Raw genomic sequence first — 19,222 nt, 5'->3', positions numbered from 1 at the left:
TTTTCATGTACCGCTTGTTGCCGCCTGCGCCAGCCGCCCCAGGGTGGCAATCGCCTCTTCCAGTTGCGGACTCCACGGGTGGCCGTAATTGAGGCGGATGCAATGGCGAAACGCGCGCGTGGCGGAAAAGATGGGGCCGGGCGCGATGCTGATGCCGGCCACCAGCGCGCTGCGGTGCAAGGCCAGCGCATCGATACCCACAGGCATTTCCACCCAGACAAAATAGCCGCCCTGCGGCCGCGTCACCCGCGTGCCGGGCGGAAAATGCACGGCGATGGCTTGCAGCATGGTGTTTTGCTGCGCCGCCAGGGTCAGGCGCAGCTGGCGCAAATGGCGGTCGTAACCGCCCTGCGCCAGGTAATCGGCCAGCGCCATCTGCAGGGGAATGGGCGCCGACAGGCTGGTCGTCAGTTTCAGGCGCTCGACCTGGCGCGCATAGCGGCCCGCCACGGCCCAGCCCAGGCGAAAGCCGGGCGCCAGGGTCTTGGAAAACGAACTGCAATGCATCACCAAGCCCGCGCTGTCGTGGCTTTTCGTCAGGCCCGGGCGCTGCTTGCCAAAGTACAGCTCGCCATACACGTCATCCTCGATCAGCGGCACGCCATGGCGCGCCAGCAGCTCAACCAGCGCGCGCTTCTTTTCCGGCTGCATCAGGCTGCCCAGGGGATTCTGGAAACTCGTCATCAGCCAGCACGCCTTGGGCTGGTGGCGCTGCAACAGCTCTTCCAGCGCGGCCAGGTCTACACCATCGCGGGGGCTGGTGGCAATTTCCACGGCCTTCAGTTCCAGCCGCTGCAGCGCCTGCAAACAGGCATAGAAGCTGGGCGACTCGATCAGCACCGTGTCGCCGGGCCGCGTGACGGCTTGCAGGCACAGGTTCAGCGCTTCCAGCGCGCCATTCGTGATGACGATGTCGTCGCTGGACACGGGCACGCCGTCGAGCTGGTAGCGCAGCGCGATCTGGCGGCGCAGTTCCGCATTGCCCAAGGATAAATCCGTGACGGTGCTCCACGGGTCGAGGCGGCGCATGCTGGCCGACACGGCCCGCGCCAGCCGTTCCATGGGAAACAGATGCGGGCTGGGAAACGCCGAGCCGAAGGGCACGATATCGCGCGCACCGACGGCGCCCAGTACTTCGAACACGAGGTCGCTGACGTCGACGGTGGTGCTGGCGGCCAGCGGATGGGAACTGTCCGGCTCGGGCGCCAGCGCGGCGCGCTGCGGCGCCACGTAATAGCCGGAGCGGGGGCGCGAGACGATCATGCCGCGCGCTTCGAGCAAATAATAGGCCTGGAACACCGTCGACGGACTGACGCCCCTGCGCGCATGCTGCTGGCGCACGGACGGTAACTTATCGCCAGGCAGCAACAGCTGCGCGCTGATCATGGCGGCGACTTCTTCCGCCAACTCCTCATATCGTTTCAACCCTGCTCCTCAAACTGATCCGTAGTTTTATTGCACAACTGATCCTGTCACAGTGACAGCGCCCGGTATATGCTAGGCTCATAAAAATTAACCGGGCAGCAACACCGGCACACAATACCGACCGACGAGACAGGCTATTTTCCCATGCAACTCTCCATGCTACTGCATTCCCCCCTCGTGCTGGTGCTGACCCTCGCGCTGCCCGGCATGGCACTGGCCGCGCCCGCTGCCATCTCCGCCAGCCACGACAGCCTGGAGCAGCGCATCAAGGCGTGCACCTCCTGCCATGCGCAAGAGGAAAAGCACGACGCCTTCTTTCCCCGCATCGCCGGCAAGCCTGCCGGCTACCTGTACAACCAGCTGCTGAACTTTCGCGAGGGACGGCGCCAGTATCCGCTGATGAACTATATGGTTGAACACTTGCCTGACGATTACCTGCGCGAAATTGCCGAGTATTTTGCGGCACAGCACCCTGCCCCGCCGCCGGCCCAGCCCAGCAGCGCCGGCGCGACGGCCCTGGCGCGGGGACAGCAACTGGTGCTGCGCGGTGACGCCGGCAAAAAGATTCCCGCCTGTATCGCCTGTCACGGCCAGCAGCTGGCCGGCGTGGCGCCCGCCATCCCCGGCTTGCTGGGCTTGCCGCGTGACTATATCAATGCCCAGCTGGGCGCGTGGAAGAACGGCGTCCGCCGCGCCCACTCTCCCGACTGCATGGCGCAAGTGGCGCAGCGCCTGTCGGACGCGGATGTCGGCGCCGTCTCGGCCTGGCTGGGTACGCAGGTGGCCAGCGCCGACGCACGTCCCGCCAGCAGCATCACCGTGCCCTTGCCGCTGCATTGCGGCGGCGTGCCAGGTTCCAGCGCGCAGGTGGCGCCATGAAAAAATGGATGATCGCGGCGGGCTTGCTGCTGATTGCCGGCGGCAGCGCCACATTCCTGCTGTATCCAGCGGACGACCTGGGACCACCCGCCGTGGCCAGCCCCCTGAGCCAGGAACAGCTGGTCGCGCGCGGCGCCTACCTGGCCAAGGCGGGCGACTGCATGGCTTGCCACACGACGCGCGGCGGCGTGCCCTACGCGGGCGGACGGGCCTTGCAGACGCCGTTCGGCAAGGTGCTCTCGCCCAACATCACGGCGGACAAGGAAACGGGCATCGGCAGCTGGACGGCCGACGATTTCTGGCGCGCCATCCACAACGGCAAGTCGAAAGATGGCCGGCTGCTGTATCCGGCCTTCCCCTACACCAGCTACACCAAGGTGCGGCGCGAAGACAGCGACGCCCTGTATGCGTATTTCCAGAGCGTGCCGCCGCACAAGCAGGCGAACGCGCCGCACGCGCTGCGCTTCCCCTACAACCAGCAGATCGCGCTGGCCGCCTGGCGCGCCCTGTATTTCAAGCCGGGCGTGTACCAGCCGCTCACAAACAAAAGCATGGAATGGAACCGCGGCGCCTACCTGGTGCAAGGCCTGGGCCACTGCAGCGCCTGCCATAGCAGCCGCACCACCCTGGGCGGCAGCGACGATGGCCTGTCGGGCGGCCTGATCCCCGTGCTGGGCTGGTACGCGCCGTCGCTGACGTCGGATGCGGAAGCGGGCCTCGGCGACTGGGATACGGCGCATATCGTGGAATTGCTGCAAACGGGCGTGTCGCCGCGCGCCACCGTCTTCGGCCCCATGGCCGAAGTCGTGCGGCAAAGCTTGCAGCACATGAGCACAGCCGATGTGCAGGCGATGGCCGTCTATCTGAAAAGCCTGCCCGGCCCCGCGCAGCCCGCACAACGGGCGCCACGCGACACGTCGGAGCAAGCCAGGCAGCAACTGGCGCTGGGCGCGAAACTGTATGAGGCGCAATGCGCGAGCTGCCACCAGGCCGACGGCAAGGGCGTGCCGCCCGGCTACCCGCCGCTGGCCGGCAACCGCGCGCTGACGACGCAGTCGGCCGTGAACGCCATCCGCCTCGTGCTCAACGGTGGCTTCGCGCCCGGCACCCGCGGCAACCCGCGTCCCTACGGCATGCCGCCGTTCGGCCCCGTCATGGATGATGCGGAAGTGGCAGCCGTGGTCACCTATCTGCGGGCGTCGTGGGGCAATGATGCGCCGGCGGTTTCTGCGCTGGAAGTCAATAAATACCGCAGCGTGCCGCTGGAATAGGAGACATGAAAAAGCCGGCTCGCGCCGGCTTTTTCATGAACCACAGCCATCCTCAGCGGAACTTGCTCTTGTGCCCCGTCTTCAAATCCAGCGCATAGCGCACGCCATTGTCCGTCAGCATGACTTCATCGGGCGGCTCTTCGCCGGCCAGGGCGCCGTCGATCAAAGGCAAGCCTTCGCCCTTGCGCATCAGGTCGTCGCAGCGCTCGTACACGTTCGCGCAACCGGTGGACGCCATCAGCGATTGCACGATGGCCACTTTCCACGCGTCGACGCCGCCGGCGTTGAATTCGCAGATCAGATAGCCTTGCACGCCGCCGAACAGCTGCACCACCAGGCCCGGCAAGCCCTCGTCCTCGCCCTTGATCAGGGTCAGCAGCTGGTTTTCGCCCGCTTTCTTGATGGCTGGCAGTTTTTTCTCGATGGCGGCCTTGACCCTGCGCTTGATCAGCGCGTGGTCGACCGGTTCGTCTTCCTTGAAGCTCCAGATGCGCGCGCGGATCTGCGACTTCGAATTATAGGCGGCGCGGGCGATGAACTGCTTCGAGGAGCTTTGCACGATGGCCGTCGAGCCGGGCTTCATTTTTTCCTGCGGCTTGCCTTCGACTTTTTCAATCGCGGATGCGTAAATCCACGATTGGCCCAGCAAGCTCTTTTCCTTGCCCTGTTTGATGGTGATGATCAGCATGTAATTCCAGTAGTGTGAGCGGCACGTGCCGCTCGTCGTATGTCCCACCGACATGATACCTCATGCCATCCTGTCGCAGCCTCCTGCATTCCATGCCGCTGCTGGCGCAGTCTGTCGCAGGACGGTACGCAGACGCGGCCGGCTGGCATACCATGCTCTCATACCAATTCCAACAGGGAGCAAGAATGACACCGATACTTTTCCACCGTCGCCATGCCAGCGTCGCGACCGCCCTGCTGCTGGCCGCCTGCGCGCTGGCCATTCCGGCCGCGCCGGCGCTGGCGTCGCCGCTCGACTGGATTTCCGGCAACAGCATCCAGGGCAGCGGCAAGCTGCAAAAGCAGACGCGCGACGTGGGCAGCTTCCATGCCGTGGCGCTGAACGTGCCGGGCACGGTCGAACTGCGCATCGGCAACACGGACAGCGTCACCATCGAAGCGGACGACAATATCCTGCCGCTGATCGACACGGCCGTGGAAAACGGCACCCTGCGCATCCGCCCCGCCAAGCGCAACGCCAACTTCCGCCAGAGCAGCCTGACCATCGTCATCCAGGCGCGCCAGGTGGAGCGCGTCAGCGTGGGCGGCTCGGGCAACATCACGGCAACGGGCTTGCGCGCCGAGAACCTGCGCTTCGACGTGGGCGGTTCCGGTTCCATCCACGCGCGCGACCTTGACAGCCGCCAGGTGTCCATCGCCATCGGCGGCAGCGGCAGCTTCAAGGCCAGCGGCAAGACGGAGCAGCTGACGGCATCGATCGGCGGCTCCGGCAATATCGAGGCGGGCCGCCTGGCCGCGCGCGAGGTGCAGGTGAGCATCGGCGGCTCGGGCGAAGCCACCGTGTGGGCCAAGCAAGACTTGGCCATCAGCATCGGCGGTTCTGGCGAAGTGAGCTACTACGGCGACCCGCGCATCAGCCGCAGCATGCAGCGTTCGAGCAGCATCCGCCGCCTCGGCGCGGCACCGAACTAATCATTCACAAGGAAAAAAAGCCCGGAACGCTCCGGGCTTTTTGCATTTCCAACAGTCAAATCAGCGGGCCGGCTTGACCGGTTCGCGGTCGATCAGGACCGTGTTGACGCTGTCCGTCAGCCAGATCTGGCCATCCTGGATCGTGCATTGCAGCTGCATCGTGCGCTGCGCCAGCTTGCTCATGTCCTGCGCCGCCTCGGATGGCAGGTTGATCACGGTCAGGTTCTTCGCCCGCTCCAGCTTGTTGGCAATCTGCTTCCACCAGATGTGGCTGGTTGCGCCATAGCTGTAGACGATGACCTGTTCCGAACGGCCGCACGCCTTGAGGATGCGCTTTTCGTCTGGCTGGCCCACTTCGATCCACAGCTGGATGGCGCCCGTCAAGTCTTTCTGCCACAGGTCGGGCTCTTCCGTGTCGAACAGGCCCTTGGTGAACGTCAGCGCCTCGTCGGCATGGATGGCGAACGCCAGCAGGCGCACCATCATGCGCTCGTCCGTTTCGGACGGGTGGCGCGCCAGGGTCAGCGCGTGATCCTGGTAGTAATTGCGGTCCATGTCGGCGATCTGCAGATCGGCTTTGAAAATTGTTGCTTTGAGGGCCATCGTGTTTCTGTCTCGGTAAAGTGAATAGTGAAGTCGGTATCAGCGGAAAACCACCGTCTTGTCGCCATTTTTCAGGATGCGGTGCTCGACGAACCATTTCACGGCGCGCGCCAGCACCACGCACTCGACGTCGCGGCCGATGGCCGTCAGGGTTTCCGCATCCATCGCATGGTCGACGCGCTCGACGTCCTGCTCGATGATCGGGCCTTCGTCGAGGTCGCCCGTGACGAAATGGGCCGTCGCGCCGATCAGCTTGACGCCGCGGTGATGCGCCTGCGCATACGGCTTGGCGCCCTTGAAGCTGGGCAGGAAGGAGTGATGGATATTGATGGCGCGGCCATCGAGCGCCTGGCACAGGCCTGGCGACAGGATTTGCATGTAGCGCGCCAGCACCACCAGGTCGATCTTGTGCGTGTCCATCAGGTCGATGATCTTCGCTTCCTGGGCCAGCTTGGCCGCTTCCGGCGCGCCGGTGGCCAGCGGCAGGTGGTGGAACGGGATGTTGTAGCTGGCCGCCAGCTGGTAGAACTCCATGTGGTTCGACACGATGGCGGGAATTTCCACGTTCAGCAAGCCGCTCTTGTAGCGGAACAGCAAATCGTTCAGGCAGTGGCCGATCTTCGACACCATCAGCATGACGCGCGGCTTGACGCGCGCATCGTGCAATTGGCCATGGAAGGCGCCGTTCAGCTGCATGGCTTGCGACAAGTCGGCGAAGTCGCTGCGCAACTGGGCGTCGCTGACGGCGCCGTCTTCCAGCGCGAAATGCACGCGCATGAAGAACAGCTGGGATTCCTGGTCGCCGAATTGGGCGGAATCGAGGATGTTGCAGCCGTGTTCGGCCAGGAAGCCGGAGACGCGGTGCACGATGCCGCGCTGGTCCAGGCAGGACAGGGTCAGGATGTATTCGGGATGCGTCATGGTCGCGGAATCAGGTAAAAAGTAAGGCGATGCTCGGCTCAGCCACGCGCGCCGGCCATCGGCTGCGCTGCCGCGAGCCGGCTATTGTCGCACGGCCGGGCCTGTAAACATGCATTTTCCACACAAGCGGCATGGCTGCTGGCGGCGGCAAGCCAATTGACGTTCATTTGATCTGACACAAAGTCATCTCTTTTTCTCACCTGACGGGCCCCATTCTCGCGTCAAACCGGCATCAGGCGTGGAACCTGGCACGCCATTGGGCGTCTATCTCTTTGCTTGTTTCACCATACGTCGCACCCGGTGCACCGGGTGTTTCCCGGATCAGTTTTTCATTGAGGTAGAACATGTTCCCAAACAGTATTTCCCCCAGTCTCAGCCCCGCCCTGAAGTCCCATCTCGAGGCCCAGTGCAATTTCGCCACGGAACTATCGCGCAAGATGTTCGATACGGTGCAGCAATTGAGCGAGCTGCATCTGCGGCTGGCGCAAGACCTGCTGCAAGAATGGAGCAGCGCCAGCCAGCAACTGCTGTGTGCGCGCGACACGGGCGAGTTCATGTCGATGGCCGCCGGCCAGTTGCAGCCAAGCGGCAACAAGCTGCGCCAGTACCAGCAGCAACTCGGCAATCTCGTCGCCAACGCCAATGTCGAGATGAACCGCACGGCAGAAAATCACCTGCCCGAAGCGGGCCGCACGGCCGTGGCCTTCGCTGACGAATTGGTGCGAAAAACGGCGGAAGAAACGGAAAAAGCCACGCAGCGCCAGCGTGAAATGATTGAAAAGATGCATGCCACGGGCCACCGCAACGGTTCGGGCAGCAGCCGCGATACCAGCAGGCAATCCGAGCAGGCGCATTGAGCGTCTGCATTGACCACTTGACCCCACTCGACAGCAAGGAGAGCGACATGGCTAGCAATCAAGGTAATGAACAGGGCAAAGGCGCTGGCAGCAGCCAGAAAACCAGCGAATCGGGCAGCGCCAAAGGCACGAGCAAACGCGGTTTCGCCGCCATGAATGAGGAGCAGCAACGCGAAATTGCCAGCAAGGGCGGCCAGGCAGCCCATCAAAAGGGCACGGCGCATGAATTCGATTCGGAAGAAGCACGCCGGGCCGGGCAGAAAGGCGGCGAAGCCGTCAGCCGCAACCGCGAACACATGGCGGAAATCGGCCGCAAAGGCGGCGAAAGCCGGCAATCGGCCCAGCGCGCCAATGAAAGCCGCAGCACGGCGGCGCGCGGCGGCAGCACTGGCCGGCAAGGTGGCAAGGACGAAGACGACAAGGGCTGACCGGGACTGGCGCGAATGGCCGGGCTGAGCGGCTTGGCCCGGCAGCGCGCGGCTTGACGCAGGAAGGCACGGGGCGGCTTTGGCGGCCCCGTGCAAGGGCTGGCGCAGCGCGTGGCACGGCGGTATGGTACATTCTCGCCTTACCGACACCTCCGCGCCACGCCCCGCCCTTCCCCGCATGCAGCCATCCCTGAAATACCTGAGCGCCTATTCCGAGCAAACGCAAGCGCAAGTGCAGCAACTGATCGCACAAGACAAGCTGGGCGACGTCCTGTTGAAACGCTATCCGAACGCGCACGATGTGCGCAACGACAAGGCTTTATACCAGTACGTGCAGGATTTGAAGAATGAATTCCTGCGCAATGCCGAGCCCATCAACAAAGTGGCGTTCGACAGCAAGATCCATGTGATCCAGCATGCGCTGGGCTTGCATACCTCGATCTCGCGCGTGCAGGGCGGCAAGCTCAAGGCCAAGCATGAAATCCGCGTGGCCACCATGTTCAAGGAAGTGCCGCTGGAATTCCTGCGCATGATCGCCGTGCACGAACTGGCGCACGTCAAGGAAAAGCAGCACGACAAGGCGTTCTACAAGCTGTGCACGTATATGGAACCGCAGTACCACCAGTACGAATTCGACGTGCGCCTGTACCTGACACAGCTCGACCTGTCAGGCCAGCGCCTGTGGTCATGAAGTCCTGGTCATGACATCCACGTAAAAATGCCGCCCGGCATACAACTGGGCGGCATTTTTACTGATGCGCCGGCATGACCGGCACCATGTTCAAGCTCAGGCGGCGTTCTTGCGGCGAAGCATGAAGCCCAGCAGGCCCAGACCGCCCAGCAGCATGCCGTAGGTGGCCGGTTCCGGCACGGCGCTGACAGTGGCGGCGATATTGTCGACCTGGAAGGTGTGCAGAGCGCCTTCCTTCCACGTTGCGGACAGCAGATTGCTGAAACCTGTAAACGTGTAATCGGCAAAGGTGTGGCCGCCACCGAGGGTGAAGGTCTGGCTCACCGTGCCGCCGCCCACCTGGTGGCCGACGAACGTCACGTCAAAGGAACCGGGCAAGCTTACGAAGTCGGCCAGGCTGATCGAGCTCAGCGAGAAAGCGGCGCCATCGGCACGGCTCAGGGTGGTCGTCGACAGTGGGGTCGCGCCGAGACCGGCCGAGCCGGCATAGGCGAAGCTATCCTGATGCGCCGAGCTCAGCAGGCCGAGGAAGCTGCTGTCGAAGTTGTAGCCGCCTTCGGAGTAGGAATTGAACACGGAACCGAAGTAGCCCGGTTGTTCCAGCGAATCGAAGCCGATGGTGGTGGTTTGTGCATGGGCACCGCTGGCGGCAGCGAGAACGGCGGCGACAGCGGTCGCTCGCAAGAGGGTCATAGGTTTCAAAATAGCATCCTTTCGAGATGAAGAAGTAGCGTGGTTGTGGCAACTTGAAACGGTTCGGCACCTTTTTTTGGGAGTCTGTACAACGCTCGTCGGTGTCCGATATTCCTAACTTTTGAACCCTGACAGTAGACCACAGCCATGATTAAAAATCATCTTCATTTTCAAAAAAACATGCCTCCAGAGCAATTTTATAGCCATATTTTTATTAATTAAGTCATTCAGCCCGATCAATTTTCCCGTGCAGAAATAAAAAAGCCATGCAGTGCGCACCGCATGGCTCTTTCCGGCGACAGGAAAAATAGTTGATCCGCGGCGCCCGCACGGCCAGGCAAACATGGTCTTACGGCGCGCACTCCTTCAGGCGCTGCACCAGCGCAGCAGGGTCGGCGTCGGCATTGAGGAAGGCCGCGTGCTGCGGGCGGATGAAACCCTGTTCCTTGCCGTTTTGCACGAAAGCGATCAAGCCATCATAGAAACGGTCAACATTGAGCAGGCCGATCGGCTTGGCGTGCAAGCCCAGCTGGGCCCACGTCAGCATCTCGAACAGTTCTTCCAGGGTGCCATAGCCGCCGGGCATGGCGATGAAGGCGTCGGACAGGCTGGCCATCATCGCCTTGCGCTCATGCATGTCCTTCACGATGAACTGGCGCGTCAAGCCCATGTGGCCCACTTCGCGCTCGACCAGCTGGGTGGGAATCACGCCCGTTACCTCGCCGCCCAGGCGCAGCACTTCATCGGCGATCACGCCCATCAGGCCCACCTTGCCGCCGCCATACACGAGCGAAATATTTTCCGCCACCAGCACGCGCGCCAGTTCGCGCGCCGCCACGGCATAGTCCGGCGAGACGCCCGCGTTGGCGCCACAGTACACACATAAAGCCTTGATCACAGTAATCCCTACCCTTTCAATTCATCGATGGCCGCCTCGACTTCGAGGCGTTCCTTGGCGTCCAGCGCCACGCACTCGGCCGCCTTTTCATACAGGGCCAGCGCTTCCGCCAGCTTTTTCTTTCCGTCGAGCATGTTCAACGCGCGCGCATATTCGCTGTGCGCCAGCGCCGAATACGGCGTCAGGGCCAGCGCCGTCTTGAAGTGCTGGTAGCCATCTTCCTTGTTGGCGCCGTAGGTCAGGCTGCCTATCATGGCGCCGACCTTGTCGATAATTTCCGTATGATAAATCCCAAACGCGATATGCGCTTCCGCATGCATGGGCGCTACCGTCATCGTGCGGTCCAGGCTGTTGCGCACGCGCGCACCCATGCCTTGCGCCAGTGCCTTGACGACGGACGTGCCCAGTGCGTAGCGGCCCAGGCTGTAGGCATGCCAGTAGTAGCCGGCCGGATTGTCCGGCTGCTCGCTCTGCTGGCGCTCGCAGCGCTCGGCCACTTCCTCGTACATGTCGAGTTTCTGGCTATCGTTTCCTTCCAGGTGCGTGGCATAGATGCAGGTGGCCTTGTGCGCCACCGCATAGCCGGGCACGCCGACGGCCAGGCCCAGCTTCACGGCGCGCTCGAAGTCGCCCGCGTGGAAAGCCAGCCAGGCTTGCAGCAGCGCAGGGTGCGTGGGAAACGGTTCCACATCGCCCGCATGCAGGCGCGGCCAGGCCGCTTCCAGGGTTTGCGGCGTGTAGACATATGCTTCGTCCGGATAGGGGAATTGTTTCCAAGCCATCTCTCTCTCCTGTAATTGACGACGTGGCGCCAGCAGCAGCGTCAGTCGTTCTTGAGTTTGGTCACATACTCTTCCGACAGTTTGCGAAACAGCAAATGCGTTTCATTGCGCAGATACGGCCCGATCAGCGATAGCACCTGGTAGCAGCCGCGCGCCAGCGCATCGGACATCGATTGCTGCTCGCTGTACTTGCGCGGGTTACGCACGTACTCGTACGACAGCCAGTAGGTGGCGACGACCACCATATTCGTCGCCATGGCAGCAACTTCCATGTCCGACGCTTCGAGCGACTGTTCGCTGCGCAAGTCTTCGCACAGCTGGGTGGCCACCTTGATCTTGTGCGCCAGGATCAGTTTGAAGTGCAGTTCCAGCTTGCGGTTGCGCGACAGCAAATCGTTGAGGTCGCGATAGAAAAAGCGGTAGCGCCAGATCAGTTCGAACATCAGGTGCAGGTACAGCCAGACGTCCTCGATATTCGAACGGCGCCCGTCGGGCACGGTCAGGATGCGTTCGATTTCCGCCTCGAACTGGACGAAGATCGAGTTGACGATGTCGTCCTTGTTACGGAAGTGGTAATACAGGTTTCCCGGCGAAATGTTCATCTCTTCCGCAATCACGGTCGTCGTGATATTCGGCTCACCAAACTCATTGAACAGGCGCAGCGACAACTCCAGGATGCGTTCGCGGGTACGGCGTGGTGCTTTTTGTAGCATGGCGGGCAATCTCTCTGTGTTCTGCCTCAAGCATACCACCTAAGATAGTCGTAATGAAACACTGCGCCCGCTGGCGCCGGCGAAAACCGCAGGCAAAAAAAAGCCTGCGCGAGCAGGCTGGAGGAATGCGGCGCCAGCTCAGGCGGCCGGCGCTTTTTTCTTCGCCGCCGGCCTCGCGGCGGGTTTGCTCACCGCTTTGCTCGCGGGCTTGACCGGCGCCTTGGAGGCAGGCGCTTTCAGTGCAGTTTTTGGTACGGCTTTCGATGCGGCTTTCGGCGCCGCCTTCACGGCAGGCTTGGCCGCCACCTTCGGCTTGGGCGCCGGCATGGGCTTGGCCGACAGCGCCGCCACTTGCCGGCTCAAGGCATCGATCTGCGCATGCAGCGCGGCGATGTCCTGCTGCGTGGGCACGCCGATGGTGGCCAGCGCGCGCGCCACGCGCTCTTCGAACACTTGCTCAAGCTTGTCCCAGGAGCCGCTGGCCTGCTTGCCAACGCCATCGGCCAGTTTGCCGACGCTGCCGCTGACGTCGGCCACCTTGTCTTCGGCCCGTTTCTGGAATTCCGTGCCTTCCTTCACCAGCCTGGAAAACACGCGTCCGCCCTCTTCCTGCGCCTTGGCAAAAGCGCCGAGGCCCGCTTGCCAGATCTGCTGCGCCGACGAGCGCACGGCGCTCGCCAATTCCGTGTCTTCCGTCAGCGCCTTCAATTTCTTCGCCATCGCCAGCTCCCGTCATGTGAAAGGCCATGCCACTTCATGGATGCGTTTTATTCTAGAGAGCAAAACTAGAGACGGGAGTCTAATTCGGTGGAAAGCTGCGGCGCAAGGTGCGCCAGCGCACGCGGCGGCCAATTACCCGCTGCGGAAAATCCTCAGGCCGCCGCTTTCACCTGGCCATGCAGCAGCTTGTGCAGGCGGAAGCCTTCGCGGATATTCTCGCGCAGCACGGCGCCTTTCCATGGCTTGGTATAGAAGCGGTCGACGGCGCCGCGGTTGATGGCCGCCATGATGGGCGTCAGGTCGGCAAAGGCCGACAGCATGATGCGGAAGGTGTCGGGACACAGGTGCTTGACCCGCTCCATGAATTCGGTGCCGCTCATGAGCGGCATGCACTGGTCGCACAGGATCACCTGCACCTTGTGGCGCGCCAGGATGTCGAAGCCCTCGGCGGCCGTCTGCGCCGTCAGGATGCGGTAGCCGTCCTGCGCCAGGAAGTCGCTGAGCACGTCGAGCATGAAGACATCGTCGTCGACGATCAGCAGGGTTTGCTGCTCTTCGCTGCCCGCATCCTGCGGCGCCTGCAGCAGCTTGCCGCCCATCAGCATCTGCTCGAATTCTTCCTGCGGCACGGGGCGGCTGAAATAATAGCCCTGCATCTCATCGCAGCCATGGCGCCGCAGGTAGGCCAGCTGCGCATCGTTTTCCACGCCTTCGGCGATCACCTCCAGCTTCATGCTGTGGGCCATGCTGATGATGGCCAGCACGATGGCCGCATCGTCCGGATTGCTCGTCACTTCGCGCACGAAGGCGATGTCGATCTTCAGCTTGTCGATGGGGAAGCGCTTCAGATAGGCCAGGCTGGAATAGCCGGTGCCGAAATCGTCGATGGAAATCTGGATGCCCAGCGCCTTCAGGTTGCGCAGCACGGCGATGGTTTCCTCGGCATTCGACATCAGCGAGCTTTCCGTCAGCTCCAGCTCCAGCAGGTCGGGCGCGATATCGTGCTTGCGGATCGCCTTGAGCACCTCTTCTTCCAGGCCGCCGACGAAAAACTGGATGCCCGACACGTTCACCGACAGGTGCACGGGGCCGATGCTGCTGGCGCCCCACTCGCTGATCTTCTTGCAGGCCTCGTCGAGCACCCAGTTACCGACGCGCACGATGAGACCCGTTTCTTCCAGCAGGGGGATGAACAGGGCCGGCGAAACCATGCCGTGGCCGGGACGGCGCCAGCGTATCAGCGCCTCGGCGCCACTGATGCGCCCCGAGATGATATTCACCTTGGGCTGGAAGAACAGCACGAATTCCTCGTTGTCGATGGCACGCCGCAGGGCATTTTCCATGTCCAGCCGCGCCATCGATTGCGCGTTCATTTCCGCCGTGAAGAAGCGGAAGGCATCGCGGCCCGCCTCCTTGGCGCGGTACATGGCCGTGTCGGCATATTGAATCAGGGTGTCCGCATCGGCCGCATCCTCGGGGAACACGGAAATGCCGATGCTGACCGTCACCGTCACCTCGTGGCCCTGCAAGTCGAAGGGCTTGCGCATCGCCTCGCGGATCTTATCGACCACGCCGACGGCATGCTGGGCGCCTTCGGGCAGCAGCAGGATGGTGGCAAATTCATCGCCGCCAAAGCGGCCGATGGTGTCGCGCACGCGCAGGCAATCGACGAGGCGGCTGGAAAACTGGCGCAGCAGGTCGTCGCCGATGGTGTGGCCCAGGGTATCGTTGATATTCTTGAAGCGGTCGACATCCATGAACAGCACGGCCACGGCCCACTGATGCTCGGCCGCCTGGGCCAGCGAATGGGTCAGCGAGGCGTAGAACTGGCTGCGGTTCGGCAAACCCGTCAAGGTGTCGAAATGGGCCAGCTTCATCAGGCGCTGTTCGGCGTCCTTGCGCTCCGTGATGTCGCGCGCCACGGCCACCAGGATCCAGCTCTGCCCCGAGCGCAGGGTGCGCCGCTGCACTTCCACCGACAGCGGCGAACCATCCTTGCGCTGCAGCTGCAATTCCGTCATCGGGCCGCCCTGGTCGCCGGCCAGCAGCTTGTTGTACAGTTCTTCCAGCTGGGATTCGCCCTCGTGCGCGCGGCCCGGGCCCACGCGCAGGAAATCCTCGCGCTCGAAACCGAGCATGCGGCAAGCCGTCTGGTTGACGTCGACGAAGCACATGCCGGCGCGGTCGACGAGGAAAATAGCGTCGGCCGTGGCGTCCATCGCCAGGCGGAAGCGGCGCAAGTCTTCATCGAGGCGGATGCGCGCCGCCATGTCCAGGGTCAGCTGCTCGTGGTGGCGTTTGATCTCGTCGTACAGCAGCAGGTTGTCGTAAGCGACGGCGATCTGCGCCGCTACCGTGGCGGCGACCCGTTCGTCGACTTCGGAAAATTCATTCGCCCCCAGCTTGTCGACCAGGTACAGCCAGCCGTGGCTGCGCTCGCGCGAGGCGATGGCCACGCCGAGGAAGGAGTGGACGGGCGGGTGCGTGTCGGGCAGGCCCAGCGCGCCGGGATCTCCCTTCAAGCCATTGACCCGGTATGGCTGGCGCTGTTCCAGCAAGCGGTTCAAAATGCCCGTGCGCGGCGTGCTGGCGATGCGGTCGAGGTTTTTCTCGGTGCCGCACGAGGAAAAATAGCTGAGCTTTTCGGCGCCCTCTTCCAGCACGCCAATGCAGGCGTACTTGGAGACGCAGATATTCTGCGCCACCTTGCAGCCCGCCTCGATCAGGGCGCGCGGATCGCGTTCGGCGCCCAGCTCGATGCCCAGTTCGATCAGGGCCGTCAGGCGCAGGCTCACCGCCTGCAGGCTCGACAGCGAGCGCGACAAGCGCTCCGTCATGATGCCCAGGTCTTCGGGGAGCGCGGCTTGGCCCTCGCGCTGGCTGGCCAACTGAGAAATCTGCTGGCTGCTCGATTCGAGTTCGTCGAGGTAGCCGCTGACCTGGTGCTCGATGCCGGCCAGCTGGCCCGTGGCGGGAAGCGCCGCACCGCCGCCCACACCCGGCGGCGCCGGCACCTGGGGCGCCGCCGGCATCAGTCCCAGCGCCTCGTTGACGGTGCGCACGATGACTTCGGGATCGGACGGCTTGGGCAAGACCCAGCGCACGCCGCACGCCTGCGCCAGCAGGATCGCTTCCTGCTCGCGGTAGGTGGCCGTATAAAAGATGATGGGTACGTCGGCCAGCGCGGGATCGGCATGCACGCGCGTGACGAATTCGTAGCCGTCCATGTTCGGCATGAGGATGTCGGAGATGATCAGGTTGGGCCGCTCGGTGCGCAGTATTTCCAGCGCGTCGGCGCCGTTGGCCGCCTCCAGCAGGCGGTGGCCGCCGTAGCCCAGCAGTGCGGTCAGGAACTCGCGGTTCAGCACATGATCATCGACGATCAGGATGGTGGCTATGTCGTTTTTAACTGGCGTCGACGGCGCCCCGGGTAAAAAAGACTCCAGCTCCGCGACGAACAGGTCGGGTTCGATTGGCTTGCCGATGTAGCCATTGAAGCCCGCTTCGAGCAGGCGCTCGCGGTCGCCCACCATGGCCAGCGCCGTCACGGCCAGCGCCGGGATCTTGCGCAGCTGCGGGTCTTTCTTCAGCTCCGCCACCACGCCATAGCCATCGAGCTTGGGCAAGTGCACGTCGCAAATGATCAAGTCCGGCAACTCGCTGCGCGCCATGCGCACGCCCTCTTCGCCGTCATAGGCGGCCAGCGGCGTGTACCCGAAGGCACGCAGCAAGTACACCATCAATTCCATATTGGTGGCGTTATCTTCGATAATCAGGATACGTGCGGACAATTAGCGCCCCCAATAAAAACGGCATGGACTCATTTTTCCGCATGCGCGGGCTACATAACAATCGTATAACATCTTGCCATAGATTCAGAGAAATTTCTGGCCGACGTACGTCTGCAGAACGGCTCAAGCGGCCTCATGAACAAATTTCCTTCAGCTATCTTCTGACGTTAGCTTAATACAGTACGCCAGTGGAAAACAGCATTTTCTGCCTCGTGCGTTGTTAAACATGGGCAACAGCAGAGACAAAAGAGACAGTCTTGCCATGCAGACAAAACACAACAGGACTCAGGCGAAATGGGGAGCGGAGGGAGGCTGGGCGACTTCGCTCTTGATAGTGATTTCTGCCAGCAGCTGGCGCAGCACGCGCGCATCGCTGGCCAGCGCCACGTGGCCGATGCCGCCGAAAGCGATATTGCGCGCGCCCGGCAGCTGCGCGGACGCTTGCGGCGCGACGATATTGTCATGATGCGAATAGATCGACGTGATCAGGGCACGCGTCTCCGGCGTCTCGCTGGCGGCCAGCTGCGCCAGCCAGCCGCTGGGCGTGCCATCGACGCGGCTCATCTGGCGCGCATTCGCGCCCGCCGCCAGGTTGGCCAGCGCCGTGCCGTGGTGCGGCGTGCCGATCGTGATGATGCGGGCCACGCGGGCCGCGCCGTAATGGCGCAGCCAGGCGCGCGCCACCAGGCCGCCCATGCTGTGGGCGACGAGAATCACGCGGTCGCTGCCCGTGCGGGCGCACAGCTCGGCGATGGCCAGTTCCACCTGCGGCACGAACGCCTCGATGTCGGCGCCGATCGGTTCCAGGTCGACGCCGTCGTGCACGATGCCGGCCCGCGCCAGTTGCCGGCTCAGCTTTGTCCAGTAGCCGCGGTTGCACACATAGCCGTGCACCAGCAGCACGGGCAGCCCTTGGCCGGCGATGGTGTCGGCCGCATGCAGGCGCGGACGCAGCATGCCCCATGACGACGTCCACAGGGTGGCACGCAATTCGCCGAAAAACAGGCGCATCGTACCCATGGCGCCCAGCTGGTATTCAGGCGGCACGGAACTGCCCAGGCGCCGGCTCTCCCGAAAATTGCGCACGACGATCAGCGCGCGCACGGCCAGCAGCATGCCCAGCGCCAGCAGCACGGCCAGCATCGGCGAAGCGACGCCCCACGCCTGCATGGCCAGGTACGCCAAGCCCAGCACGGCCAGCACTTGCAGCAGCATCAGCCACTTGAGGATGCGCGCGATCATGCGGCGCCTGTTGCGGCGGCAGGCATGGGAACGGGCGCCGGCTTGCCCGTCAGCGCTTGCGCCAGGCCGCTGGTCAGGCGCGCTGTCAGCGCGTAGATCGTCAGTTGTGGATTGGCGCCGATCGAGGTGGGGAACAGCGAGCCGTCGTGCACGGACAGGTTGCGTACGCCGTGATAGCGGCCATCGGCCCCCGTCACGCCCAAGCGCGCATCGTCCGACATGGCGCAGCCACCCATCACGTGGGCCGACACCACGCGCGCCAGCAGCGCCTTCATCGGCAATGCGCCGATGGCCTGCTTCGCCCGCGCCCAGCTCGTGTAGTGGCTGGCCATTTCATGCACGGGATAGACGCTCCTGGCGCCGGCCGCGAACTGGATTTCCGCCATCGACAGCAACGCGCGCCGCACGCCATCCCAGAGAAAAGGCGTGAGCGGATAGTCGAGCACGGGCGCACCGAAACTGTCGATCGAGACGCTGCCGCCCGCCGCATCATGGTGAAAGCCGTCGCGCAGCAGCGCCAGCAAGGCGTGCGCATGGGGAAATTCGCGCATGGTGCGCGCATGCTCGTCACCGAAACCGCCCATGGTGGTGGCCATCAGCAGCGGGTGCAAGGGCGGCGCTTCGAGCTTGTAGCCGATGGGACCATCGATGGGCGCCACGTGCAGGAAATGGTCGGAATAAATCGTCTGCGGCGCGCCCGCATAGGCGTCGACCCTTTGCTGGAACAGGCCCGCCGAGACCACGGTCGGATGCAAGAAGGTGCGCCGGCCCAGCAAGCCGTGCGGATCGGGCGCCTGCGAACGCAGCAGCAGCGCCGGCGAGTTGATGGCGCCGCCGGCCAGCACGAAGTGTTTGGCGCGCAGCGTCAGGCGCACGCCCGTGGGCGCCTGCCCGGCGGCGTCCAGCGCCGTCACCTGCAGGCTGTCGATGCGCTCGCCCTTGAAAGTGAAACGCTCGGCGCGCGCATGCACGAGCAGGCCCGCGCCCAGCGCCAGCGCCGACGGGATCGTCGTCACCAGCATCGACTGCTTGGCGTTGGTCGGGCAGCCCATGCCGCAGTAGCCGAGGTTCCAGCAGCCGTTCACGTTGCGCCGGATGGCGGCCGTGGGGATGCCCAGCACCGTGGCGCCACGGCGCAACAAGTCGTTGTTTTCATTGGGCGGCGCGGCCCAGTCGCTCACGTGCAGGCGCTTTTCCATCATGGCGAACCACGGCGCCATGGCATCGACGCCATAGCCGGACAAGCCAAAGTGCTTGCGCCAGTATTCGAGGGTGCCGGGCGGCGTGCGAAAGCTCGACGTCCAGTTGACGGTGGTCGAACCTCCGACCGTGCGTCCCTGCAGGATATTGATCGCCTTGTCGCGCGTCTTGCGCGCGGCCGATTCCTGGTACAGCGCGGGATAAGCGTCCGCTTCGCGCATCTTGAAGTCTTGCGAGGACTTCAAGCCGCCCTCCTCGACGATCAAGACCTTCAAACCGGCCAGCGCGAGGATTTCCGCCGTCACGCCGCCGCCGGCGCCGCTGCCGATGACGACGACGTCCGCTTCCAGGGTGCGGTCGGCGCTCAATGTGCTGGCGTCGGTGACGTTCCAGCCGCTGGCCACGCCGATGGCGATGGGATCAAGAATGGGGGATGTGCTCATGGATGC

The 19,222-nt window shown here is 63.5% G+C and carries 18 protein-coding genes; 6 read left to right on the top strand and 12 right to left on the bottom strand.

The window, feature by feature from the left end; all coding sequences use genetic code 11:
• Positions 1–3: 3 nt before the first annotated feature.
• Positions 4–1,425, bottom strand: a complete 1,422-nt coding sequence (locus tag MRBLMS1_RS10795) for an aminotransferase-like domain-containing protein (RefSeq protein ID WP_485879406.1) — start codon at positions 1,423–1,425, stop codon at positions 4–6.
• A gap of 156 nt (positions 1,426–1,581) precedes the next feature.
• Between MRBLMS1_RS10795 and MRBLMS1_RS10790 the strand changes: the two genes are divergently transcribed.
• Together MRBLMS1_RS10790 and MRBLMS1_RS10785 are read left to right on the top strand one after the other, a co-directional pair.
• The gene (locus MRBLMS1_RS10790) at positions 1,582–2,304 is read left to right on the top strand and encodes a c-type cytochrome (RefSeq protein WP_181877870.1); all 723 of its coding nucleotides are present in this window, start codon (positions 1,582–1,584) and stop codon (positions 2,302–2,304) included.
• Entirely contained in the window at positions 2,301–3,575 is a 1,275-nt protein-coding gene (locus MRBLMS1_RS10785) for a c-type cytochrome (RefSeq protein ID WP_485879405.1), read from the top strand. Before MRBLMS1_RS10790 ends, MRBLMS1_RS10785 begins: the two co-directional genes overlap by 4 nt.
• A 52-nt stretch (positions 3,576–3,627) precedes the next feature.
• Here MRBLMS1_RS10785 and MRBLMS1_RS10780 read toward each other — a convergent pair whose 3' ends face one another.
• On the bottom strand, positions 3,628–4,263 hold the full coding sequence (locus MRBLMS1_RS10780) for a class I SAM-dependent rRNA methyltransferase (protein ID WP_034758744.1): 636 nt from the start codon (positions 4,261–4,263) through the stop codon (positions 3,628–3,630).
• A gap of 185 nt (positions 4,264–4,448) precedes the next feature.
• Between MRBLMS1_RS10780 and MRBLMS1_RS10775 the strand changes: the two genes are divergently transcribed.
• Positions 4,449–5,234, top strand: coding sequence for a head GIN domain-containing protein (locus MRBLMS1_RS10775; protein ID WP_485879404.1), 786 nt, complete (start codon positions 4,449–4,451; stop codon positions 5,232–5,234).
• Between the two features lie 60 nt (positions 5,235–5,294).
• Here MRBLMS1_RS10775 and MRBLMS1_RS10770 read toward each other — a convergent pair whose 3' ends face one another.
• Positions 5,295–5,837 carry a YaeQ family protein gene (locus MRBLMS1_RS10770; RefSeq protein ID WP_070291303.1) on the bottom strand — a complete coding sequence of 181 codons (543 nt, stop codon included), beginning with the start codon at positions 5,835–5,837 and terminating at the stop codon, positions 5,295–5,297.
• Positions 5,838–5,876: 39 nt separating this feature from the next.
• Positions 5,877–6,758: a formyltetrahydrofolate deformylase gene (purU, locus tag MRBLMS1_RS10765; protein ID WP_034758753.1), complete on the bottom strand. Its 882-nt coding sequence runs from the start codon at positions 6,756–6,758 to the stop codon at positions 5,877–5,879.
• A 344-nt stretch (positions 6,759–7,102) separates the two neighbouring features.
• Here purU and MRBLMS1_RS10760 point away from each other — a divergent pair, with 344 nt between their 5' ends.
• The 3 genes from MRBLMS1_RS10760 to MRBLMS1_RS10750 all read left to right on the top strand — a co-directional run bounded on the left by MRBLMS1_RS10760 (position 7,103) and on the right by MRBLMS1_RS10750 (position 8,734).
• Complete coding sequence (locus MRBLMS1_RS10760) at positions 7,103–7,615, top strand: phasin family protein (RefSeq protein ID WP_139090957.1); 513 nt, start codon at positions 7,103–7,105, stop codon at positions 7,613–7,615.
• A gap of 47 nt (positions 7,616–7,662) precedes the next feature.
• Complete coding sequence (locus MRBLMS1_RS10755) at positions 7,663–8,043, top strand: KGG domain-containing protein (RefSeq protein ID WP_128139969.1); 381 nt, start codon at positions 7,663–7,665, stop codon at positions 8,041–8,043.
• A 178-nt stretch (positions 8,044–8,221) separates the two neighbouring features.
• Positions 8,222–8,734, top strand: a complete 513-nt coding sequence (locus MRBLMS1_RS10750; protein ID WP_034758768.1) for a YgjP-like metallopeptidase domain-containing protein — start codon at positions 8,222–8,224, stop codon at positions 8,732–8,734.
• 96 nt (positions 8,735–8,830) lie between these two features.
• Here MRBLMS1_RS10750 and MRBLMS1_RS10745 read toward each other — a convergent pair whose 3' ends face one another.
• The 8 genes from MRBLMS1_RS10745 to MRBLMS1_RS10710 form a co-directional block, all read right to left on the bottom strand.
• The gene (locus tag MRBLMS1_RS10745; RefSeq protein ID WP_485879403.1) at positions 8,831–9,427 is read right to left on the bottom strand and encodes a PEP-CTERM sorting domain-containing protein; all 597 of its coding nucleotides are present in this window, start codon (positions 9,425–9,427) and stop codon (positions 8,831–8,833) included.
• 349 nt (positions 9,428–9,776) lie between these two features.
• A complete protein-coding gene (locus tag MRBLMS1_RS10740) occupies positions 9,777–10,322 on the bottom strand; it encodes an LOG family protein (RefSeq protein ID WP_046682536.1) in 546 nt (181 codons plus the stop codon).
• Between the two features lie 11 nt (positions 10,323–10,333).
• The gene (locus tag MRBLMS1_RS10735) at positions 10,334–11,107 is read right to left on the bottom strand and encodes a tetratricopeptide repeat protein (protein WP_034758773.1); all 774 of its coding nucleotides are present in this window, start codon (positions 11,105–11,107) and stop codon (positions 10,334–10,336) included.
• Positions 11,108–11,148: 41 nt separating this feature from the next.
• Positions 11,149–11,820, bottom strand: a complete 672-nt coding sequence (locus MRBLMS1_RS10730; protein ID WP_034758777.1) for a TetR/AcrR family transcriptional regulator — start codon at positions 11,818–11,820, stop codon at positions 11,149–11,151.
• A gap of 138 nt (positions 11,821–11,958) precedes the next feature.
• Entirely contained in the window at positions 11,959–12,540 is a 582-nt protein-coding gene (locus tag MRBLMS1_RS10725) for a phasin family protein (RefSeq protein WP_485879402.1), read from the bottom strand.
• 152 nt (positions 12,541–12,692) lie between these two features.
• Entirely contained in the window at positions 12,693–16,331 is a 3,639-nt protein-coding gene (locus tag MRBLMS1_RS10720) for an EAL domain-containing protein (protein WP_485879401.1), read from the bottom strand.
• A 285-nt stretch (positions 16,332–16,616) separates the two neighbouring features.
• Positions 16,617–17,573, bottom strand: coding sequence for an alpha/beta hydrolase (locus MRBLMS1_RS10715; protein WP_485879400.1), 957 nt, complete (start codon positions 17,571–17,573; stop codon positions 16,617–16,619).
• Positions 17,570–19,216 carry a GMC family oxidoreductase gene (locus MRBLMS1_RS10710; protein WP_485879399.1) on the bottom strand — a complete coding sequence of 549 codons (1,647 nt, stop codon included), beginning with the start codon at positions 19,214–19,216 and terminating at the stop codon, positions 17,570–17,572. The genes MRBLMS1_RS10715 and MRBLMS1_RS10710 overlap by 4 nt, the downstream gene beginning before the upstream one ends.
• Positions 19,217–19,222: the final 6 nt, after the last annotated feature.

It is taken from the genome of Massilia sp. LMS1-1-1.1, assembly GCF_040815535.1.
GTDB classification, from domain to species: domain Bacteria; phylum Pseudomonadota; class Gammaproteobacteria; order Burkholderiales; family Burkholderiaceae_D; genus Janthinobacterium; species Janthinobacterium aestuarii.
Note: the sequence above shows the minus strand (reverse complement) of the source record. Positions and strands in the feature narration are given on the sequence as shown.